This is a genomic window from Asanoa ferruginea, assembly GCF_003387075.1.
Classification (GTDB): Bacteria; Actinomycetota; Actinomycetes; order Mycobacteriales; family Micromonosporaceae; genus Asanoa; species Asanoa ferruginea.
In genome coordinates this window covers 2170333-2190928 of sequence record NZ_QUMQ01000001.1, presented here as the reverse complement: position 1 = coordinate 2190928, position 20596 = coordinate 2170333, and the positions used below count along the sequence as shown (strand labels likewise).

Annotated in this window: 19 protein-coding genes; 6 read left to right on the top strand and 13 right to left on the bottom strand. The window is 71.0% G+C overall.

From position 1 onward, the window contains the following. The first annotated feature begins 4 nt into the window (after window positions 1-4). Window positions 5-874 (top strand): PHP domain-containing protein, encoded by an 870-nt coding sequence (locus DFJ67_RS10530; RefSeq protein WP_116067714.1) that lies wholly within the window; start codon window positions 5-7, stop codon window positions 872-874. Window positions 875-895: 21 nt separating this feature from the next. Here DFJ67_RS10530 and DFJ67_RS10525 read toward each other — a convergent pair whose 3' ends face one another. From DFJ67_RS10525 to DFJ67_RS10500, 6 genes are all read right to left on the bottom strand, one after another. Next, the gene (locus DFJ67_RS10525) at window positions 896-1483 is read right to left on the bottom strand and encodes a TMEM165/GDT1 family protein (protein WP_116076010.1); all 588 of its coding nucleotides are present in this window, start codon (window positions 1481-1483) and stop codon (window positions 896-898) included. Between the two features lie 187 nt (window positions 1484-1670). Next, a complete protein-coding gene (locus tag DFJ67_RS10520; RefSeq protein ID WP_116067713.1) occupies window positions 1671-2228 on the bottom strand; it encodes a GNAT family N-acetyltransferase in 558 nt (185 codons plus the stop codon). 10 nt (window positions 2229-2238) lie between these two features. Further along, entirely contained in the window at window positions 2239-4332 is a 2094-nt protein-coding gene (locus DFJ67_RS10515) for an ABC transporter ATP-binding protein (RefSeq protein WP_409362935.1), read from the bottom strand. Beyond that, entirely contained in the window at window positions 4329-6062 is a 1734-nt protein-coding gene (locus tag DFJ67_RS10510) for an ABC transporter ATP-binding protein (protein ID WP_116067712.1), read from the bottom strand. Before DFJ67_RS10510 ends, DFJ67_RS10515 begins: the two co-directional genes overlap by 4 nt. Further along, window positions 6056-6685, bottom strand: coding sequence for a TetR/AcrR family transcriptional regulator (locus DFJ67_RS10505; RefSeq protein ID WP_116067711.1), 630 nt, complete (start codon window positions 6683-6685; stop codon window positions 6056-6058). Before DFJ67_RS10505 ends, DFJ67_RS10510 begins: the two co-directional genes overlap by 7 nt. Window positions 6686-6769: 84 nt before the next feature. Then, window positions 6770-7120 carry an STAS domain-containing protein gene (locus DFJ67_RS10500; protein WP_170215786.1) on the bottom strand — a complete coding sequence of 117 codons (351 nt, stop codon included), beginning with the start codon at window positions 7118-7120 and terminating at the stop codon, window positions 6770-6772. Window positions 7121-7244: 124 nt separating this feature from the next. On the opposite strand from DFJ67_RS10500, the gene DFJ67_RS10495 reads away from it, so the two are divergent. The 3 genes from DFJ67_RS10495 to DFJ67_RS10485 are packed head-to-tail and all read left to right on the top strand — an operon-like array spanning window position 7245 to window position 10785. After that, a complete protein-coding gene (locus tag DFJ67_RS10495; RefSeq protein ID WP_116067709.1) occupies window positions 7245-8936 on the top strand; it encodes a PP2C family protein-serine/threonine phosphatase in 1692 nt (563 codons plus the stop codon). Continuing rightward, window positions 8933-9934: a cobalamin B12-binding domain-containing protein gene (locus DFJ67_RS10490; RefSeq protein ID WP_116067708.1), complete on the top strand. Its 1002-nt coding sequence runs from the start codon at window positions 8933-8935 to the stop codon at window positions 9932-9934. The genes DFJ67_RS10495 and DFJ67_RS10490 overlap by 4 nt, the downstream gene beginning before the upstream one ends. Further along, window positions 9931-10785, top strand: a complete 855-nt coding sequence (locus DFJ67_RS10485; RefSeq protein ID WP_116067707.1) for an LLM class flavin-dependent oxidoreductase — start codon at window positions 9931-9933, stop codon at window positions 10783-10785. Before DFJ67_RS10490 ends, DFJ67_RS10485 begins: the two co-directional genes overlap by 4 nt. Before the next feature lie 53 nt (window positions 10786-10838). Here the strand turns inward: DFJ67_RS10485 and DFJ67_RS10480 are convergent, their stop codons facing one another. The 6 genes from DFJ67_RS10480 to eccB all read right to left on the bottom strand — a co-directional run bounded on the left by DFJ67_RS10480 (window position 10839) and on the right by eccB (window position 17192). Beyond that, window positions 10839-11027: a hypothetical protein gene (locus DFJ67_RS10480; RefSeq protein ID WP_116067706.1), complete on the bottom strand. Its 189-nt coding sequence runs from the start codon at window positions 11025-11027 to the stop codon at window positions 10839-10841. Then, window positions 11024-12013 carry a DUF998 domain-containing protein gene (locus DFJ67_RS10475; protein ID WP_116067705.1) on the bottom strand — a complete coding sequence of 330 codons (990 nt, stop codon included), beginning with the start codon at window positions 12011-12013 and terminating at the stop codon, window positions 11024-11026. The genes DFJ67_RS10480 and DFJ67_RS10475 overlap by 4 nt, the downstream gene beginning before the upstream one ends. Window positions 12014-12143: 130 nt before the next feature. Then, window positions 12144-13268 carry an ATP-dependent DNA ligase gene (locus DFJ67_RS10470; protein WP_203783688.1) on the bottom strand — a complete coding sequence of 375 codons (1125 nt, stop codon included), beginning with the start codon at window positions 13266-13268 and terminating at the stop codon, window positions 12144-12146. A gap of 596 nt (window positions 13269-13864) precedes the next feature. Continuing rightward, window positions 13865-15283, bottom strand: coding sequence for a hypothetical protein (locus DFJ67_RS10465; RefSeq protein WP_147315477.1), 1419 nt, complete (start codon window positions 15281-15283; stop codon window positions 13865-13867). Beyond that, window positions 15276-15638 carry a hypothetical protein gene (locus DFJ67_RS10460; protein WP_116067703.1) on the bottom strand — a complete coding sequence of 121 codons (363 nt, stop codon included), beginning with the start codon at window positions 15636-15638 and terminating at the stop codon, window positions 15276-15278. Before DFJ67_RS10460 ends, DFJ67_RS10465 begins: the two co-directional genes overlap by 8 nt. Window positions 15639-15773: 135 nt before the next feature. After that, window positions 15774-17192: a type VII secretion protein EccB gene (gene eccB, locus DFJ67_RS10455; protein ID WP_170215785.1), complete on the bottom strand. Its 1419-nt coding sequence runs from the start codon at window positions 17190-17192 to the stop codon at window positions 15774-15776. Window positions 17193-17300: 108 nt separating this feature from the next. On the opposite strand from eccB, the gene eccE reads away from it, so the two are divergent. Then, window positions 17301-18431, top strand: a complete 1131-nt coding sequence (gene eccE / locus DFJ67_RS10450; RefSeq protein WP_116076004.1) for a type VII secretion protein EccE — start codon at window positions 17301-17303, stop codon at window positions 18429-18431. Further along, a complete protein-coding gene (locus DFJ67_RS10445) occupies window positions 18428-19093 on the top strand; it encodes a hypothetical protein (RefSeq protein WP_147315476.1) in 666 nt (221 codons plus the stop codon). The genes eccE and DFJ67_RS10445 overlap by 4 nt, the downstream gene beginning before the upstream one ends. Here DFJ67_RS10445 and eccD read toward each other — a convergent pair whose 3' ends face one another. Further along, window positions 19094-20458, bottom strand: coding sequence for a type VII secretion integral membrane protein EccD (eccD, locus tag DFJ67_RS10440; protein WP_170215784.1), 1365 nt, complete (start codon window positions 20456-20458; stop codon window positions 19094-19096). Window positions 20459-20596: the final 138 nt, after the last annotated feature.

Genomic DNA, 20596 nt, shown 5'->3' with positions numbered 1-20596 from the left:
GACGATGCCCGATCGACGGGGGTGCGAAGTGTCGTTGCCTTGCGACAGCCACGTGCACAGCGAATGGTCCTGGGACACACCGGTTGGGGACATGGAAGGCTCCTGCGCCCGCGCCGTGGAAATCGGGCTACCGGCGATCACCTTCACGGAACACCTCGACCACACGGTGTGGCGGATCGCGCTGGAAGGTCCCTACGCCACGGACCATCTCACCGGGATCGCCGATCCGGACGGCCTCCTGACACCACCCACCTTCGACCCCACCGGCTATCTGGCGGCGATCGAGCACTGCCGCGACCGCTTCACGCAGTTGCATATCCTCAGCGGCCTGGAGTTGGGCGAACCACACCGGCATGTCGAACAATGCTCCCAGATCCTCGCGGCAGGCCGGTTCGACCGAGTGCTTGGCTCCCTGCATACCCTGCCCGATCAGGGCGCATTCGCCGAGCCGTGGGGCGTCTACCCGCACCGTCACCCGCACGAGGTGATGCGCGAATATCTGGCCGGCGTCGCGACGATGATGGCGACCAGCGGCATGTTCTCCGTGCTCGCCCACATCGACTACCCGGTCCGTTCGTGGCCGGCGGAGCGGGTCGGTTCGTTCGACCCGAAGGCGTTCGAAGAGGAGTTCCGCCACGCGCTACGGGCGACCGCGCGGTCCGGCCGGGCACTCGAGATCAACACCCGGCTGCCGCTGGACGCGACCATCTTGAGCTGGTGGCATCAGGAAGGCGGCGACGCGGTGACCTTTGGCAGCGACGCACACCGACCCGAGGCCGTCGCACACGGCCTCGGGGATGCGGCCCGGATGGCCGAAGCTTGCGGGTTCCGCCCCAGCGCGAACCCCTACGATCTGTGGGGCCGTGCCGACTGAACCGCCCAACGCGAGCCAAGGTCAGGCCAGCTTCACCAGCGACTCCGCGATCAGCCAGATGCCGAAGATGAGGAACAGCGCGGCCGCGCCCCACTTGATCGCCTTTTCCGGTAGGCGCTTGCCGAGCATGCGGCCGACCACGATGGCCAGGGCGTCGGCCGCGACCATGCCGATCGTGGAACCGACCCAGACTCCGAACCAGCCGTGCTGCGTTGCCAGCGTGATGGTCGCCAGCATTGTCTTGTCGCCCAGCTCGGCCAGGAAGAACGCACCACCGACGGCCAGCACCGCCGAGCGTTGGGAGCGTTGGGCTTTCGACTTCTCCGCCTCGGTGAGCGAGTCGCCGCGCAACGTCCAGGCCGCGAAGGCCAGGAAGGCCACGCCGGCGACGAGGCTGATCCAGTCGGTTGGCAGGGTCGCGCCCAGGCCGTAGCCGACTGCCACCGAGACCAGGTGGACGATCGCGGTGGCCGCGGTGATGCCGATCAACACCGTCAGGGCGCGGTAGCGGGTGGCGAAAGTCATCGCCATCAACTGAGACTTGTCGCCTAGTTCGGCGACGAAGATGACGCCGAAACTGAGCGCGAGCGCGGCGAGAAAGCCTCCCACGAAAAAACCCTCCCCGGGTGTCTTCACCGGGTCGGGGCACGCGAGACTTCGACCCGGCAATTGATCATTGCCGTAGCCGAAGGTCTCGCTCACCTGATGATCGAACTCATCAGGTCGGATGGCCGGGCGCGGACGCCAGTGTGTCGACCACCACGTTGGGAGCTACTCCCCTTCGCAGCCACCCACGTTACTGGGTGAGCACCCAGATCGGAAGATCATCGAGGTGTGTGCTGCCGCTCACCCGCCAGCCGGCGCGCTGGTACATCGCCACATTGGCCTCGTTGGTCGTCTCCAGGTAGGCCGGCAGACCCGCCGCGGCGGCCGCCGCCAGCCCCGGTTTCATCACCTCGCGGCCGAGCCGGCGGCCGGCGTGCGAGGGGTGGGTGGCGAGCACGCCGAGATACCAGAACTTCGATGGGCGCCGGGGAAAGAACACCTGGACTGCCCGGTGGTAGTCGTCGAGCCGGGCCAGCGCCTCGTCGGAGACGGCCAGCTTCTCTTCCTCGTCGGACCACCCGCCCGGCGCGTCCCACATGGCCACCGAGCGGCCGCCGTCGATCACCCAGGTGGTGCCAGGGGTGACCCGCTGGTCGAACAGCGCGCCGGCGAACACCGCCGCCTCCGCGTCGCGGGTCACCGGATCCTGGAAGAAGAACCGGAACGCCGGGTCACGGTCGAACGCGGCGACGACGGTCTCGACAACCTGTTGGCGGTCGGCCGCCGTCGCCCGTTCCACGTCAGTCATGCGAGCGACCCTAGCCGCGCGGCGGTGCCCCCGCGAGCGCGATTCCCCCGGCCGGGGCAGCCGACCCGTCGAGATCGACGGCGGCCTGGGTGAACTGTGCGTCGTGCAGTCGCCGGTAGGCGCCGTTGGCCATCAGCAACTGCTCGTGGGTGCCCTGCTCGACGATCCGACCCTTCTCCATCACCAGGATGAGGTGGGCGTCGCGGATCGTGGAGAGCCGGTGCGCGATCACGAAGCTGGTCCGGTCGGACCGCAGCGCCGCCATTGCCCGTTGCAGCAAGGCCTCGGTGCGGGTGTCGACGGAGCTGGTCGCCTCGTCGAGGATCAGCAGTGACGGGTTGGCCAGGAACGCCCGCGCGATCGTGATGAGCTGCCGCTCACCGGCGCTGACGTTGCTGCCCTCCTCGTCGATCACCGTGTCGTAGCCGTCGGGCAGGCTGCGCACGAACCGGTCGACGAAGGTCGCCTCGGCCGCCGCGTGGATCTGCTCCTCGGTGGCGCTCGGGTTCCCGTAGGCGATGTTGTCCCGGATCGTGCCCCCGAACAGCCAGGTGTCCTGGAGCACCATGCCGATCTCGCCGCGCAGGGTCTCGCGCTTCATCGTCGTGATGTCGACCCCGTCGAGCGTGATCCGACCGCCGTCGAGCTCGTAGAAGCGCATGACCAGGTTGACCAGCGTGGTCTTGCCGGCCCCCGTCGGACCGACAATCGCCACCGTGTGCCCGGGCTCGGCGACCAGCGACAGGTCGTCGATCAGCGGGGTGTCGGGCGTGTAGCGGAACGAGACGTGCTCGAACTCGACCCGGCCGTGCGGCTGGTGCACCTCGACGGCGGGCGACGGGTCGGGCAACTGCTCGTCGGCGTCGAGCAGGTCGAAGACGCGTTCGGCCGAGGCGACACCGGACTGGAGCAGGTTGGCCATCGACGCGAGCTGGGTCAGCGGCTGGGTGAACTGGCGCGAGTATTGGATGAACGCCTGCACGTCACCCAACGTCATCGTGCCGGACGCCACCCGGAGCCCGCCGAGCACCGCGATCACCACGTAGCTCAGGTTTCCGACGAAGAACATCGCCGGCATGATGATCCCGGAGACGAACTGCGCGCCGAATGCCGCCTTGTAGAGCTCGTCGTTCTTGGTCTCGAAGTCGGCCTCGACCTCCTTGCGCCGGCCGAAGACCTTGACCAGCTCGTGGCCGGTGAACGCCTCCTCGATGTGCCCGTTGAGCCGGCCGGTGTGCTTCCACTGCGCGATGAACTGCTTCTGCGACCGCTTGCCGATCTGCGCGGTGATCAGGAACGACAGTGGCACCGCGACGAGCGCGACGGCGGCGAGCAGGGGCGAGATCCACACCATCAGCGTGACAACGCCGACCACGGTGAGCAACGAGGTCAACACCTGACTGAGCGTCTGTTGCAGGCTCTGCGCGACGTTGTCGATGTCGTTGGTCACCCGGCTGAGCAGCTCACCGCGGGGCTGCTTGTCGAAGTAGGGCAGCGGCAGCCGGTTGAGCTTGTCTTCGACGTCGGCGCGCAGCTTGAGCACCGCGCGCTGCACCACCCCGTTGAGCACCCAGCCCTGGGCCCAGGCCAGCAGACTGGACACCACGTAGATGGCGAGCACGACCAGCAGGATCTGGCCGAGCTGCTCGAAGTTGATGCCCACGCCCGGGATCGGCTTGGTCTTGAGCAGCAACTCGGCGAAGTTTTCCTGGCCGCCGGCCCGGGCCGCGGCTGCGGCCTGGTCGAGGCTGGCGCCCTCCGGCAGCCGGCGACCAAGAACGCCGCGGAAGATGACGTCGGTCGCGTGCCCGAGGATCTTCGGGCCGATCACCGCGAGCGCCACGCTGCTGATCGCCAGCAGGACGACCAGCGACAGCTGACCGCGGTAGGGGCTCAGCCGGCGGAGCAGGCGCTTCGCCGACGGGACGAAGGTCATCGACTTCTCGACCGGCATGCCGGCGCTCATCCACGGCGGACCGCCGCCGGGCCGGCGGGCACCGGCCGCGGGGAGCCGGGCGGGCACCACGCGGGCGCCGTCTTCGGCGGCGGGCGGGTTGGCCTGGTTGGGGGCCGGGTTGCTGTTTCCGTTCTGCGGCGCGGTCATGCTGCGGCTCCCACCGTGAGCTGCGACTCGACGATCTCGGCGTACGTCGGGCTGCTTTCCAGAAGTTCGGCGTGCCGGCCACGGCCCACGATGGCGCCGTCTTCGAGCACGATGATCTCGTCGGCGTCGATGATCGTGGAGACCCGCTGTGCCACCACGATCACCGCGGCGTCGGCCGTCACGGGCCGCAAGGCCGCCCGCAGCCGGGCGTCGGTGCCGAGGTCGAGCGCGGAGAACGAGTCGTCGAACAGGTAGATCTCGGGCTTGCGGACCAGCGCCCGGGCGATGGCCAGGCGTTGCCGCTGGCCGCCGGAGACGTTGGTGCCGCCCTGTGCGATCGGCGCTTCGAGCCGCTCGGGCATCTCCTCGACGAAGTCTTTGGCCTGGGCCACCTCGAGCGCGGCCCACAGCTCCTCGTCGGTCGCGTCCGGGTTGCCGTAGCGCAGGTTGCTGGCGATCGTGCCGGTGAACAGGTAGGGCCGTTGCGGCACCAACCCGATCTTGCTCCAGAGCAGGTCTTCGTCGAGTTGCCTAACGTCGACACCGTCGACCAGCACCGTGCCCGACGTGGCGTCGAACAGCCGCGGCGCCATCGAGATCAGCGTTGTCTTGCCGGCTCCCGTACTCCCGATGATCGCTGTTGTCTTGCCTGCTTCGGCGTGCAGGTCGATGTTGCGCAGCACGGGTGAGGCGGCGCCGGGGTATTGGAACGTGACGTCGCGGAACTCCAGGCTGGCGTGCTCGCTGACGGTGGTAACCGGGTTCTGTGCCGGCACAACGGTGCTGTCGGTGTCGAGCACCTCGGTGATCCGCTCGGCGGCGACGGCCGCGCGCGGCACCATGATCAGCATGAAGGTCGCCATCATGACCGACATCAGGATGAGTACGAGGTAGTTGAGGAACGCCGTCAGCGCGCCGATCTCGATCTGGCCCGAGTCGACCCGGCTGGCGCCGAACCAGAGCACGCCGACGCTCGACACGTTGAGCACCAGCATGACGGTCGGGAAGATCAGCGCCATCAGCCGGCCGGCCCGCAGCGCGGTCGCGGTCAGTTGCTGGTTGGCGTCGCCGAACCGCTCGGTCTCGTAGGGCTCGCGGACGAACGCGCGGACCACGCGGACGCCGGTGATCTGCTCGCGCAGCACCCGGTTGACCACGTCGATGCGGGTCTGCATCTTGCGGAAGGTGGGCACCATCCGGCGGATGATCAGGCCGATCGCGATCGCCAGCACCGGGACGGCGACCAGCATCAGCCAGGACAGCCCGACGTCTTCGCGCAGCGCGAGGATCACGCCGCCGACCGCGGTGATCGGCGCGGTGACCAGCAGGGTGCAGCTCAGCACGACGAGCATCTGCACCTGTTGCGTGTCGTTGGTGCTGCGGGTGATCAGCGACGGTGCGCCGAAGTGGTTGACCTCGCGGGCGGAGAACATGCCGACCCGGTGGAAGATCGCGCCGCGGACGTCGCGGCCGAAGCTCATGGCGGTGCGCGCACCGAAGTAGACGGCGACGATCGAACACGCCATCTGCACGATCGTCACGGCCAGCATCCAGCCGCCGGTGCGCAGGATGTAGCCGGTGTCACCGGCCGCGATGCCCTTGTCGATGATGTCGGCGTTGAGGCTGGGCAGGTAGAGCGACGCCATCGTCCCGACGAACTGGAACACGACGACCAGGAGCAGTGGTTTCTTGTACGGGCGCAGATAGCCCCGCAGCAGTTTGATCAGCAACTTTCCCCCGGGTTGCTCACGTGGTCACCGGTCTCCGGGCGGCGCAGCACGCCGTCGAGGAGGACCGAGACGACCTCTTCGGTGGTGAGTGGGTGGTTGTCGGTGATGATCCGGTGGGTGCCGGCAAAGGTGAGCAGCCGGAGCATCCGCGCGACCTCGGGGGCCGGCAGCCGGAACTTGTCTTCGTCGGGTGCGACCAGCCGCTCCATCGCGTCCAGCATCGGCTGGTGGCTCGGCCGCTCCTCCGGCTTGTGGTGTTGCGGGCCGTCCATCCGCAGCGCTGACATCACCGCGAAGGCGGTCTCCATCCGCTTGCGCATGATCTCGGCCGCCTGCACCATCCGCTCGCGAATCGGCAGGTCCAGGTCGATCGCGTTGAGCGCGGCCACGGTCGGCAGCGGGTCGAGGACGGTGGCGATGGCCTCGCGGACCAGCGTCTCCTTGTCAGGGAAGACGCGGAAGATCGTGCCCTCGGCGACACCGGCGGCCTCGGCGATCTGTTTCGTCGTGACCTTGGTGCCGTGTTGGACAACAAGCGGCAGCGTCGCCTCGACCAGGGCGGCGCGGCGCTCTTCGGGTGGAAGGGGCCGGGCCCGACCCCCGGTGGTGGCGCTGGACGTCATCACGGGAGAAGGCTAACTGAGTGAGCCGCTCACTCACAAGCGAATTACGAACAAGTTCGCTGCGGGCGAACGCGGCCGCGGTCGTCAGGCCGTGGCAGCTTCCCTTGTCCCGGCGGCTGGACGCGTGAACAGCTCGCCGATCCCGGTGATCTCCAGGATCGAGGCGAGGAAGGGCGGGACCGCCCGCAGGGTGACCGGGATGCCCGCCTCGTGGCCGCGCCGCCAGGCGTGGACCAGCGCGGCCAGGCCGGTGCTGTCGATGAAGGTCAGCCGCTCGACGTCGAGGGTCAGCCGGGCCGGTGTTTTGTCGAGCGCGCTGGCCAGCGCGATGCGCAACACGTCGGCACACGGGAAGTCGAGATCGCCACGCACGGTGACCACTGGGCCGTCGACGCCGTCTTCGACATCGACCCGCAGCGGTGTCAGCTGACTCACCTTCGCCACCTTTCGACGGATACACATTAGGCCAGCCCGGCCAGGCGCGCTGGGTATCCGGCTGGCCGCGATCGCGTCCCATGCCGTATGGCAAGCAAGCGCGTAGGGTGGGTTTCCCAGGCCGATGATCAGGGAGTTGTCGACGAACGTGAATACCGCCGACGTCGCCGGAGCGGGGTCGGGCGGCCGCCGGGTCACGGCGGCAGCGGCGCCCGACGCGCCCGCGATCCCTCGGCCCTCGGTCGTCGGGGGCTCCGAGCCGGCTCCGTTGCTCGACCATTTCCGCGAGGGCGTCGTGGTCACCGACCAGGCCGGCGTGATCCGCGAGTTCAGCGAACCCGCGCTGCGGCTGATGCCCGGCCTCGCGGTCGGCCGCACCCTCGCCGGTTGCGGCGCGCCGGCGCTGACCGACGGCGACCTGACGATCGGCGACCGGCGGGTGCGCTCCCGCCGCGTCGACCTCACGGTCGCCGGGGTGACGAGCATTGCCTGGTACGTCGAAGACGTCACCGACGCCATCGCGCGCTCCGACGCCCTGCTCGCCGAGCGTGGCCGGGCCCGCTTCCTCGCGGCGGCGAGCCAGCAGTTGGGCAACCCGCTGCACGAAGACCGGGCGGCACGGGCGGCAGTCCGGCTGGCCGTACCCACGCTGGGTGAAATCGCTGTTGTCGTGCTGTCGCCGCGCCGTGGCCGGGCCCGCTGGTGGCGGGCCACCGGCGCCGACCCGGCGATGGTCGACGGCGGTGTGCTGACCGGCGACGAGTTGCCGCCCGCGGTCGAGCAGGCGCTGGCCGGCAACGAACCGTCGGAGGCCGACTGGCTCGCCGACCAACTCGCCGAGGCCGGCTGGCTCGGCGACCGCGATCGCCGCGCGGTGTCGGCCCGGGTGGTGTCGCTGCCCGGCAGCGCGTCGGCGACCGGTGCGCTGGTGGTCGTCCGCGACACCGACCCGGACCAGCACGACATGCAGCTGCTGCGCGGCTTCGCGGCCCGCGCCGGTGCCGCGCTCGACGCCGCGGTGCTCTACCGAGACCAGGCCGAGGTGGCCGAGACGCTTCAGGCGAGCCTGGCGCCGACCGAGCCGCCGGCCGTCGGCGGCGTGCAGTGGGGCGCCGCCTACCGCCCCGCGCAAAGCTCACTGCGGATCGGCGGCGACTTCTACGGCGCCCACCAGATGCCCGACGGCGGCGCGCTGTTCTACCTCGGCGACGTCTCCGGCAAGGGCGTCGACGCCGCTGTGTTCACCGGGCAGATCCGGCAGGGGATCCAGGCGCTGCGGCGCATCGAGGCTGACCCGGCGCGGCTGCTCAGCCTGCTCAACGATGCCGTGCTGGAGACCAGCCGTTCCCACGGACAAGGTCGATTCGCGACCATGGTGCTCGGCCGCGCCCACTCGACCCACAGCGGTGGCCTGTCGCTCACCCTGGCCAGCGGCGGGCACCTGCCGCCGATCGTGCTGCGCTCCGACGGCTCGGTGGAGACGGTCGACCTGCGCGGCATGCTGATCGGGGTGGTGCCCGATCCACGGATCGCCACGGTCACCGTCCAACTCGCGCCGGGGGAGACCTGCGTGCTGTTCAGCGATGGGGTGACCGAGGCGCGCGGCGGCGTCCGGGGCGACCAGTTCGGAGCGGCCCGGCTCGTCGACGCTCTCACCGGCTGCCAGCGGATGCCGGCGCCGGCGGTCGCCGAGCGGGTCGAGCAGGTGATCGGTGACTGGCTCGGTGGCCGCAACCACGACGACATCGCGGTCCTGGCCGTGCGCGCGGTTCCTTCCGGTTTGACCGCCCGGCATCTCCATGCGGTGCCGTCGTGACCGCCGTGCTCGCGCAGACGGTCGGGAGCGTCTACCCGGCCTACCTGCGTTGTCTCGACGAGGCCGACGAGAACGGGGCGATCGACCTGGCTCTCGCGTTGCTCGACGGCGGCGTACCGGCCGACACCGTGCTGCTCTCCCTGGTCGCGCCCGCGCAGGCGCAGGTCGGCGAGTGGTGGCAGCGCAACGAGTGGAGCGTCGCCCAGGAGCACGCCGCGACCCACATCAGCGAGCGGGTCGTGGCGGCGGTGGGCGCGACCGTGCGGCCCCGGCCGACCCGTTCGCGGATCGTGGTCGCCTGTCTCGACGGCGAGTGGCACGCGTTGCCGCCGCGGCTGGTGGCCGAGGTGCTTCGGCTCGACGGCTGGGACGTGACCTTCCTCGGTGCCAGCGTGCCGTCGGCGCATCTGGTCTCCTACCTGCACCGGCACGACCCGCGGGCGGTGCTGCTCGCGTGCGCGTTGCCGATGCGGCTGCCGCAGGCTTTTCGCGCGATCGAGGCCTGCCGGCGGACCGACGTGCCGGTGCTGGTCGGCGGCCGGGGCTTCGGCTCCGACGGGCGCTGGGCACGGCGGCTCGGTGTGCCGTTCGCCGGGGACGCCCGGGCCGCGTCGGCGCTTCTCTCGGCACCCCTCCCGTCGGCTTTGCCGCCTGCGCTGGTCGACGACACCGAATATCCGGCCCTCCTCGCGGCCCGGGTCGAGCTGATCGATCTCGTGCTCGACCGGCTCGACTTGAGTCGCTATTCGCCCGCGCAGGTCGACGCGACGGTCGCCGACCTGGGCTACATCGTCGACTCGCTGGCCGCGGCGGTCTACGTCGACGACGGGTCGTTGTTCGCCGAGTTCGTGAGCTGGCTGGGCGAGGTGCTGGCCAGCCGGGGCGTGCCGCTGCACACCGTCGGCCTGACCTTCGACGTGATGGCCGAGCGGCTGCGCGACTTTCCCCGGGCCCACAACATCCTGCGCGCGAATTCTGGGTATAGCCCGACGGCGTGACGTCATTCGGACTTGAACTGCCCTGCGGCGCCGCCTGCGCCGACCCCCGCCTGTTGGCCGAGTTGGCTCGTCGCGCCGAAGACGCCGGCTGGGACGGCGTGTTCCTCGAGGACTACCTGGTCTACAACGCCGAACCGGACTGCCCGACGGCCGACGTCTGGGTAGCGCTCGCCGCGATGGCCGGCGCGACCGACACGGTCCGCCTGGGCACGACCGTCACCGGCGGCGCCCGGCACCTGCCGTGGGAACTGGCCCGCCGGGTCAGCACGCTCGACCAACTCAGCGGCGGGCGGGTCGTGCTCGGGCTCGGGGTGGGCGATCCCAACGACGACGCGTACCGCCGCTTCGGTGGGGTGTCCGATCCTCGGGTCCGGGCGAGCCTGCTCGACGAGTCGCTGGAGATCCTGGTCGGGCTGTTCGGCGGTAAGCGGTTCAGCTTCGCGGGCGAGCATTTCCGGGTCGACGACGTGCTGTTCCAGCCGGTGCCGGTGTCGGTCCCGCTCTGGATCGGTGGCGGGTGGCCGGGGCGGGCGGCGGTTACCCGGGCCGCCCGGCATGACGGGTTCCTGCCGTATCGGCGGTCGGCCACCAACCGCTACGCCGACGCCGCTTCTGAGCTTTCCGCGGGCGATGTGGCCGAGATCCTCTCGCGGGTGCGCGCCGATCGGGGTTCGATCGAGGGCTTCGACCTGATCGTCGGCGGCCGTCGGCGGCGCGCGGACTGGTCGGCGGAGCGGCTGCACGTGGCGGCGGTCGCCGAGGCCGGGGCCACCTGGTGGATGGAGTGGCTGCCGCCGGGCACGCCCGACGAGATGCGGGCGGCGGCGTCTCAGGCGCCGTTGCGGCCCTGAACGCGGAAGATCCCGGCGCCCCTCTGGCGGGTGCCGGGATCTTCTTTCTCTTGCTATTTGTCTTCCTCGTCGTCGGGGAGCCGGTGCTCGAGGACCTCTTCCGCGCTGGCCTCGGGCTCTTCCTCCCGAATGTCCGATTCCAGCAGGATCGCTTCCGCTTGTTCCTGGAAGTCGTCGCTGCCTACCGCTTCTTCTTCGGGAAGCGGGTGCTCGGCACGGGACTTGCTGCGGTCGTCGGTCATGCGTCCCGACTACCCCGCTGTGCGGCACCGCTAACCGCCCCGACCAGGTCCCGGTCGGAACGCCGCTGACCGTCCGCGGCGGCGCCGGCGCGGTCCGCGGTGGCCCAGTCGGTGGCGCCGGTCCGCCCGGAGGAGGCGGCGGTCGTGCTGGTGGCGCCGGTCCGGCCGGCGGCGGTCGTGGTCCTAGCGGCAGTCCGGCCGCGGTCGCCGCTCGTGGTGGTGCCCGACCGCATCGCGGTTGAGGTCGTGGTGGTGGTGGCGGCCCGGCCTGCGATGACGGTCGTGGTCGTAGCGGCAGTCCGGCCGGCGGTAGCGGTGGCGGTCTCGGGCATGGGGGTGATCGGCTCGCGGGTGGCTGGCTGGGCGGCGCGGGCGGCGCGGGCGGCGCGGAGGATGCCGAACGAGAGCACCATCAGGATGGCGATCTCGACGCTGACCAGGCTGCGCTCGACCAGGCCCATCATCACCCGGCCGCCGGGGAACGCGACGTACCAGAGCACGGCCACGCCCAACGCGCACCCGACGCAGAGCCGGCGAACGGCGGAAACCATCCGGCGGCCCATCCCAGGGAACCGGCTGGCGATCACCGCGGCGGCGATCGGCAGGGCGACGAACGCGGCCACCGATGTGTAGCGGTGAACCAGCGCCGCGGTCGACATCGTGGTCACCTCCGGCGGGTCGGTCGGGATGATCGCGGCAACGAGCAGGCCAACGGACCAGATCGACAGGAGTACGGCCGGCAGCCCACGAATGGCCACCCCGACCGCGCGGAGCCCGGCGAGCAGGGCCGGCGCCCCGAGTGCCAGAGCGACCATGGCGATCTCGATCGTCACGCCCCGGTTCGACAGCGCGTAGTCGCTGATGGTCAGCTTGAGTGGGTCGTACCCCGGTCCGAGTCCGATGTGTCCGATGACCGTCGCCACGACCGCGGTGAGCAGTCCGAGGATGGAGACGGATGCGAAGGCGCGGGCGGCGGTTTTGTTCATGCCTCAAGGCTTCCGGCCAGGGCGTTTTCCCGACATCGGGAGACGCCCTGGCCAAACCCGCGAATCGTCTCGGGGGTTTGCACTGGCCTACTACTCAGGGTCGGGGTAACCCCACCGCCGCCAGGGGTGGCTACGCCTCCGGTGCGATGCGGCCAGCAAGAACATCGGCCACATCGAAGCGAACCGGCTGGTCGAGCTGGTCATATCCGCACGATTCCGGGTCGCGGTCGGGCCGCCACCGCACAAACTGGGCGGTGTGCCGGAAGCGGTGCCCCTCTAGGTGGTCGTATCTCACCTCGACCACCCGCTCCGGCCGCAGCGGCACGAACGACAGGTCTTTCTCAGGGTTCCACCGACTGGCTTCGCGCCGGTTCTCGGCGACGTTCTCGAACGCGGCGGCCCAGTTCCACGGATGGCTGGCGAAGTCGGTGACCAGCGGCTGCAACTCGACGAAGAGCTCCTTGCGTCGGGCCATCGGAAACGCGCCGATCACCCCGACGGAGCTGAGGTTGGACCCACCGCTGTATTCCCGGTAAGCCGCCGGAAGCACCGAGTTGGCCGGGTCGTCGTAGAGCCCGAGCAGCAACGACCCGATAGCTTCCGGCTCCGTCTTGTGCGGCCGGTAACCGGCAACCACACAGTCAGCGGTCCGCTCATGCTTGATCTTGGCCATCACCCGCTTGTTGGGCTGATAGGTCTCCAACCCACTTTTGGCGATCAACCCATCGAGCCCCGCACCCTCGAAAAGGTCGAACCACTGCCGCGCCACCCGCTGGTCGGTGGTGATCGGCGTGAGATGCACCGGCGGCCGCGCGTCGCGAAGCGCCCGCTCCAAGGCGGCCCGCCGCTCCCGAAACGGCCGCCCGGTGAAGTCGTCGTCGCCCAAAGCCAACAGATCAAAGGCGATGAAACTAGCCGGGGTACGCTCCGCCAACAGATTGACCCGACTCGCGGCCGGATGCAGCCGAAGCTGCAAGGCGCCGAAGTCGAGCCCCTGCGTGTCGGTGCTGGCGATGACGATCTCGCCGTCGACGACGCACCGTTCGGGCAGGCTCTCCCGCACCGCCGCGACGATCTCCGGAAAATAGCGGGTCATCGGCCGCTCATTGCGACTGCCGATCTCGACCTCGTCACCGTCGCGGAACACGATCGACCGGAACCCATCCCACTTGGGCTCATAGAACCGATCATCAGGAATCTCAGCAACCGACTTGGCCAACATCGGCTGCACCGGCGGCATGACGGGCAACTGCACCCCTGCATCCTCTCGCGCCGGACCGACAAGAAGACCCCGGTCGCCCGACACGGCCGGTGTCGCCGAGCCGTCGGGCGCGCCGACCGCGGACACCGCCCCCGGCAGACGCGGCTGAGCCGCGCCGCCCCCGACCGCCAAGGCGGCCTCGGCCGGTTTGTCGTGGGTTCGTGAAGCGGTCCAGGTCGGCCCTCGGGCCGCGAAGGTGGCGTCGGCCGGTTCGTCGTGGGTTCGTGAAGCGGTCCAGGTCGGCCCTCGCGCCGGCAAAGGCGGCGTCGGCCGGTTCGTCGTGGGTCCGTGAAGCGGTCCAGGTCGGCCCTCGCGCCGGCAAAGGCGGCGTCAGCCGGTTCGTCGTGGGTCCGCGGAGCGAGCCAGGTCGGCCTCGGGCCGCCAAGGCGGCCTCCGCCGGGTCCGTGAAGCGAAGCTACGTAGGCCTTCAGCCGGCCATACCCTCCGCACCGCGCCACGCGGCCGGACCACATGCCTTTCGACCTCATGGATCCGCAGGCTGCGGTGAAACGTTGCGCACGCTGGAGCCGCCCGCCCGCGGCGGCACGGCCGCCGTGGGGCGAGAGCTCAAAGCGATAGAACCAGGCGGCTCAGACGCCGCCGAGGACCGGGGGTGGGACGTCGTCGGCGTCGCGCCAGACCAGGTCGTCTTCCGTCAACCAGGTGCTGTGCTCGTCGTTCTCGTCTTCTTCCGGGCCGTTGCTGCGGGCACCCGCCGCGGCCTGCGAGCGGGCCGCCGACGAGGTCGTGTTGCGGCCCTCGCCGTCGATCGCCGGCCGGCCACCGCGGTTGCCACCCTCACGACCGGACCCGGCCGTGCCGGTGCCCGACTTGGCCCCGCCGCGACCAGCCGCCGACTTGCCGTTGGCGTTGGCCGTCGACGTGTTGCCACTGCCGCCGCGTGGGCCCTGCCCCGACTGGCCGGCCCCGGGGGCGCCCTTCGTCGGGCTGGCGCCCTTGCCCGTCGCGGATGCTGTTGAGGTGCCGCTCCCGTTGGTCATGTTGACCGTGCGCGTGGTCGCGTTGGTGCCGGTTGTGGGCGGCTTGGCGCCCGTGCCGCTGCCGGTCTGGCCGAGCACCCCGCCCGGTGGCAGGTTGCCGGACGTCAGGCTGGTGCCGCCGAGGCCGGATGGGCCGGGCGTGCCGCCGATCTGGGTCAGCGCGCCGGCCGCACCGACCGCCATCGCGCCGGCCGCCAGGGCGCCGTCGCCGCTGCCGGAGAGTTGCGTGCCGACGTGGGTGCCGTTGCCGACCGTGCCGTTGCCTGTCGTCGCCGGGCCGCCGGTGATGCCCGGGTCGGCCGACACGTGTGCCGGGTTGTCGATCGTGCCGGTGCGGGCCGAACCGCCCGGGCCGGTGCCCGGGTCGACGGACGGCCGGCCGACATGCGGACCACTCGACGGGTCGGAGCGCAGGTTGGGGTCGCCTTCGGGCAGGCCGGGCGGCGGCGGCTGGAACGGGCGCCAGTCGCTGGTGTCAGCCATCTCGTAGTTGGCCGCCACGCCGGCGACGAGCGCCGCCATCCGCTCGCGGGCCCGCTCTTTCTCTTCCTCGTCCTGGTTGTGGCCGAAGATGCCGCCGATCAGGGCACCGCCAGCGGCGCCGACGGGGCCGAGCATCGCGCCCTTGGCCGCGCCGTCGAGGGCGCCGCTGACCAGCTTGTCGTTGTCGTCGTGCTCCTCGGGCGTCTCGGCCTTGGACTGCGCGTCGGCCAGTGCGGCGCTCATCTGGCTCAGGCCGCTGTGCGTCGCGAGGAAGTTGCCCGACAGGTCGCGCGAGTAGCCGGAGATCTTGCCGATCCGGTCGCGGAACTCGGTGCCGGCGGTGCCTTCCCAGCCGGCGATGACCCGGTCGAGGTCGCGGTCGACGGCGCCGGCGAGGGTGTCGGCCTGGCGCTCGGCCGACTTCCAGGCCGCGATCGTGTTTTCGACGTCGCTCGGCTTGCCGGCGAACAACTGGTCGTAGAGCTCGCGGTGGCTCATCCCCGCGTAACGGCCCCCGTCAGCCATTGCTCGAACCCCCCAGTGCCTTCGTGACGCCGCCGAGGACGTTGGCGATGTCTGCCGAGTTGGCGGCGTTGCGCTGCTCGGTCGTGCGGTAGTTGCTGATGATCGTGTCGGTCGCCGACTGGGCGGCCCGGATCGCGTCGATCAGCCGCCGCACGCGGGTGGCCTGATCGTTCTGCCGGGTGTGGTGTTGGTCGCGGATCCGGGTGGCGTCTGCGAACGCGCCGAGCGGTGGCCGCGCCGCGGCCGAGCCGGTCACCGTCTTGAGCAGCGACTCGGCCTCGGTCAGGCGGGCGTCGAGCGCTCGACGGAAGTCTTCCAGCGAGAGAATATCGACCTTGGTCTGTTCGTTCCCCATCGACAGATGTCCAGTCTCGTCTGGGTGGCCCCGAATGCCGGAGTCACCGGTTGCTTGCTCACTTCACGTCGTCCACAGTCGAGACTAGCGGTAGGGAGCGACACTTTTCGACCCGCGCCGGGCAGGATTGGCCAGTCAGCCGCTCGGCCGAACGAAATTCCGCGCGGCAACCGGGTCGAGCAACGGCCCATTCGGCACCAGCGCGAGCAGGTTCGACGGCACCGGCAGCGGCTCGACACCGCCATACCCGAGCGCGACCACCGCGTCAGCCTGTCCCTCACTGCGCAACGGGAACTTGTAGCCCTGATCGGTGATCAGATAGACCGTCGTGTCGGACTGCACACCCGGCGCCGGCTCGACCCGGACCAGCGCACCCTTGCCGCTCGGCACGATCACCCGGTCGGCCACCCCGACGCCGTCGGGCCCGGCACCACCCGCGGGGCTGCCGCCGTCGGGAAGCGGGCCCGGCCCGCCCGGATAGCGGTGCACCTGCGCGGAGACGTCGCCGTCGCTGCCGTTGTGCACCGCGCACAGCATCGGGTCGGCGGCCTGCGTCGCCGGGATCTCCGGCAGGTCGTGCGGGAAACCCTTCGGCTCGACCGTGGTGTTGCGAATCAGCGCCTCGGCCGCGTCGGCCGCGGAGATCTCGATCTCCTTGGGATCGTCGGCGAGCAGCAGCTTGGCCGACACGGAACCGATGGTCACCAGTCCGCCGTTCGTCAGCACGTACCGCTGCTGCCCGTTTTTGTAGACCTTGCCGTTCTTGCCTTCTTCGCCGCCAACGCGTTTGTCGCTGGTCTGCCCCTTGTCGGGGATCGGTGGCTGCTTCAGTGGAGGGCCGCTGGTAATGCCGTTGAGCAGGGCCTTCCCGACCGTCACCGGAGTGACGGCGGCAAGCTCCAGCGCGGTGAGCGCGGTCTCGTCGTTGATCTCGTAGCGACGGTCGCCGAAGACCACATAGGTCGCAGCGGGACCGCTCGCGTCTTCCGGCGTGGTGACCAGCAATGCCGCGTCGGCGCCGACCGGCTCGCCGCCGGCCGGTTCGCGACCGACGAACACCATGGTCTTCGTCGCGCCGGCACTGTTGTTGGGCGGTGGCAGGCTGCAGACACTCCACGGCAGGCGGAGCAGAGAGGCGCGGTCGGGCGGTGGGTCGGGCGCGCCGGGGATGCCGATCGGCTCACCCACCGAATAGGCCGACAGCGAGTCGCGCGACATCTGCCGGCTGGCCGGCGCCTCGGCACCCGAGTAGAGCAGCGCGGAAGTCCAGTTGAGCACCGGGTGCAGCGTGTTCTCGACGAGCACGTAGCGGGCGCCGGTCTCGCGCATGATGATCAGCTCGCCGGTTGTCGGCTTGCCGCCACCGGGGTTGATCAGACCGATCACGCCGACGATCGCGAACACGATCGCGGCCACCATGATGCTGCCGAACAGCGCCAACCCGAACCGCCGCATGGGCAGATCGTTGGTCTCCGGCTCGCCGGTGAGCAGGCCGGAGATGATCCGCCGGGTGATGAAGCGGTGCGCCTGCACCTGCTCCTGACGGCTGCGCATGACGACCCTCCCCCGGCATCGTGCGGCCGCTTTCCGCGACGCGGCCACCCTACGATAGGTGACTCGTCGTACGCTGTCCCCGCCGTGCCCCTGGGGAGGAGGACGCGCATGCGAACGGCTGTGTGGCGACTGGTTGTCGCCGAGGTCGCGATTGTCGCCATCGCTCTGGCCGCGTTCAGCGGTTCGCCCATCGGGCTCGGCGCCGCCGCCGCGGCGGCCGTCGTCGTGGGCGGGTTCGTCTACGCGCGCCGCGACGGTCGATGGTGGACAGACAATGCCCGCACCCGCCGGCGTTGGCGCCGTCGTCGCCGCACCGGGCACGTGCTCCAGAGCCATTCCATCAACGGGTACGACGACCGCGGCACCAGCGTCGGCGTCGGCTGTGACGAGGGCGGTTGGTACGCCGCCGTAGCGGTCGCGCCCGCCCTCGGCGTCTCCGGCACCCGGGGCGTCGCGGTCCCGGTCACCCGCCTCGCGGAGCTGCTCGATGACGCCACCCTGCCGCTCAGCGGGCTACAGGTGGTGAGCTGGGCCGCCCCGTCGCCACACCATCTGTTGCCCAGCCAGGTCCCCAGCGTCGCGTCCTACCACCAGCTCGCCGCCGACCTGCTCCCACCGGGCCCGGCACCGATCGACCAGCGCGACTGGGTCGCCGTCCGCCTCGACGTGACCGACGCGGCCGTCGCCGCGCACCGGCGCGGCGGTGGTGTCGACGGCGTGCACCGCGCGGTCGCGGCGGCCGTCGGCCGGGTCAGCAAGGCGCTCAACAGCGCCGGCATCGTGACCGAGATCCTCGGCCCGCAGCAGCTCGCGGCCGCCGTGCGGCTCTGCGCGGGCGTCGAGGCGATGCCGCAGGACGCGGGCGCCCCGGCCGAAGACTGGACCACGTTCTACGCCGGCGGCCTGCACCATCTGGCGTTCGAGGTGCACGGCCTGCCACCGCGCGAGGCGCCGCTGTCGTCGTTGCTGCGTTCACCGGCCGCCCAGGTCGTGCTTTCCGTCGAGATGCGCCCCACGATCGCCCGGCGCGACGACGCCCGGGTGTCGGCGCAGCCCAGCGGCGGTCCGGTCCTGGCCCGCACCGTGGTGCGGATGGCGGCACCCGCGGCCCGGCTGCCAGAAGCGGCCCGCACCCTGGCCGGCCGCGCCGGCCACCTCGGCCTCAAGCTCCGCCGGCTCGACGGCTTGCAGGGCCCAGCCGCCTACGCCACCGCGCCGACCGGCGGTGGCCCGTGGTGACCCGGGCCGGGCAGCCGCTGTCGCCGGCGTTGGCCGGTGCCATCGGGATGAACGCCGAGCACACCGGCCTGCTGCTCGGCCGCGGCGCCGAGGGCGACGCCGTGCTGCTGCGGCTGTTCCGTCCACAGCCGACCCGCATCGCGCTGATCGGCGGCCTGTGGCTGGCCCGCATCACCGTCTTCCGCGCGTTGGCACTCGGCGCGCAGGTCTTCGTCCGCACCTCCGACGAGCGGCGCTGGCACGGCCTCGGCGAGGTCGCGGTCGGCAACCCCGAACGCGTGCGGGTGGTCACCGGCGGCCGGCCCAACATCGCCGCCCGGGTCGGTGACCCGGTGCTGCACGTCCACGACGTCGAGGGTCAGCGGGTCTTCGACCTACAACCCGGCGACGCGTGGCAGACCACCTTGACCATCTCCGCGCAGCTCACCGACACCGCGGCCGACGCGCTCGCGGTCGCCGACGCGGCTCTGGTGCAGCGGATGTGGGCGCAGCAGGCGGTCTACGTCGCTGCCCGGCTCGGCGTCGACCCAGAGGCGGCCTCCGAGGTGGAAAACCTTCCCGACGACACGGTCGCGCTGCTCAGCGACGGCCAGGTCCGGCTGGCCTGGGTGTCACCCACCGACATCGAGCAGCAGATGTTCGGCGTCCCAGGCCGGCTCTAGCTAGCCCTCGCGGATCGCCCGGATCCAGCCGTAGAGGCCGCTCACCCACACGACCAGCGGCAGGATGCCGAGGATCAGCAGGATCTCCAGGATGTCGACGGTGCGGCCGAGCATCGGCGAGCGGCGTCGGCCCGCGCCGAGCCCGGCGCCGACGCTGATCGCGGCCACCACCAGCAGCCCGGCGACGACCAGGGTGAGCCGGCCGACCATGCTCGTGGTCACGAAGCCGCCGACGGCCAGCGCCCCGAGCGCGACCACACCGGCACCGAGCAACGGCACCCGTTGCGCGGTCGAGATGAACCAGCGCGCCCGCATGAACAGGAACAGGCCGAGCACGCCGCACAGCGCGTACCCCGCGGCCCCTCCGGTGCTGATCAGCGCGATGGAAGCACCGGCCGCGATCAGGCCCACCGCGCCCAGCATCCCGGCGAGCAGGTCGTCGGCGCGCTCGGCGAGGCGCAGCACCCGGGCCCCGTCGACCGTCTCGGTGTCGGTGCGCAGGTCTTCGGTGCCGGATGGCACGGTCGGCACCGGCAGCCCGGCCATCCGGTAGGACATCATCGGCATCGCTGGCACCAGCACCAGGGCGAGCGCGAGCACGACCGAGGCCGCGCCGGCCGGCGTGCTGCCGAAGACCATGCAGATGACGGCCGCGACGCCGAGCCCGAGAGCACCGGCGCTGGCGGCGAGGAACACCTGGCCGTAGGCCGCGACCGCGACGCTGCCGGCGACCGCGGCGACGAACAGCACGGCGGCGGCACCGACCAGCAGGTCGGGAGCGGCGAGCTTGCCAAGACCGCGGTCGGGTGCGAAGAGGGTCAGTCCGCCGACGGCGGCGTACACCATGGACACGATCGCCAACAGCAACCCATTGCGGTGGTCGCCGAAGCCGCGGGCGGCGACCGCCGCGGTGGCCAGCAGAATCAAAGCGAGGACCAGCGCGATGTACGGAGCAGCGCCGCGCGGTGGGCCGGTCAGCGCGAGGGCGACGGCGCCTCCGACCAGCGCGGTGACGCCGAGCCCGAGCCCGAAGGCCTTGCTGGTCGCGGTTGACCAGCGGCCAGGGCGCATCCGGGTCGCGGTGGCGATCGCGTCGACCACGTCATCGAAGACCGGCTCGGGCTCTTCGCCGCCGCGCGGGCGCAGGTAGAGCAACTCGCCGTCACGGATCTCGAGCTGGGCGGGCGACTGTGCGATGTCGAGTGCCGGACCCGCCAGTCGCGCCAGCGACCAGCCGTAGCGGCCGTCGGGCTCGTCGGCGAGCCGGTCACCGGCGAACCGCAGCAACGTCGGCAGCACGTCGGCGAGCGGCACGTCGGACGGTAGGGCAAGGTCGACCCGGGTCTTGGGCGCGACGATCGTCACGCGGCTCGATCCCGCTGTCATCGTGCCCGCCACGAGGTCCTCCTTATCCACAGGTCGCACCCGGGCGTATCGCGGGCGCCACCGCTTCCGGCAGAGTACATACGATGGCCTCGGTCCGGTGTCCACCCGGTCCGTGCG

Coding starts and splice junctions, on each gene's coding strand:
- DFJ67_RS10530 (WP_116067714.1), top strand. CDS start 5: ATGCCCGATCGACGGGGGTGCGAAGTGTCGTTGCCTTGCGACAGCCAC.
- DFJ67_RS10520 (WP_116067713.1), bottom strand. CDS start 2,228: ATGACTGACGTGGAACGGGCGACGGCGGCCGACCGCCAACAGGTTGTC.
- DFJ67_RS10515 (WP_409362935.1), bottom strand. CDS start 4,332: ATGACCGCGCCGCAGAACGGAAACAGCAACCCGGCCCCCAACCAGGCC.
- DFJ67_RS10505 (WP_116067711.1), bottom strand. CDS start 6,685: ATGACGTCCAGCGCCACCACCGGGGGTCGGGCCCGGCCCCTTCCACCC.
- DFJ67_RS10495 (WP_116067709.1), top strand. CDS start 7,245: ATGATCAGGGAGTTGTCGACGAACGTGAATACCGCCGACGTCGCCGGA.
- DFJ67_RS10480 (WP_116067706.1), bottom strand. CDS start 11,027: ATGACCGACGACCGCAGCAAGTCCCGTGCCGAGCACCCGCTTCCCGAA.
- DFJ67_RS10475 (WP_116067705.1), bottom strand. CDS start 12,013: ATGAACAAAACCGCCGCCCGCGCCTTCGCATCCGTCTCCATCCTCGGA.
- DFJ67_RS10465 (WP_147315477.1), bottom strand. CDS start 15,283: ATGGCTGACGGGGGCCGTTACGCGGGGATGAGCCACCGCGAGCTCTAC.
- DFJ67_RS10460 (WP_116067703.1), bottom strand. CDS start 15,638: ATGGGGAACGAACAGACCAAGGTCGATATTCTCTCGCTGGAAGACTTC.
- eccB (WP_170215785.1), bottom strand. CDS start 17,192: ATGCGCAGCCGTCAGGAGCAGGTGCAGGCGCACCGCTTCATCACCCGG.
- eccE (WP_116076004.1), top strand. CDS start 17,301: ATGCGAACGGCTGTGTGGCGACTGGTTGTCGCCGAGGTCGCGATTGTC.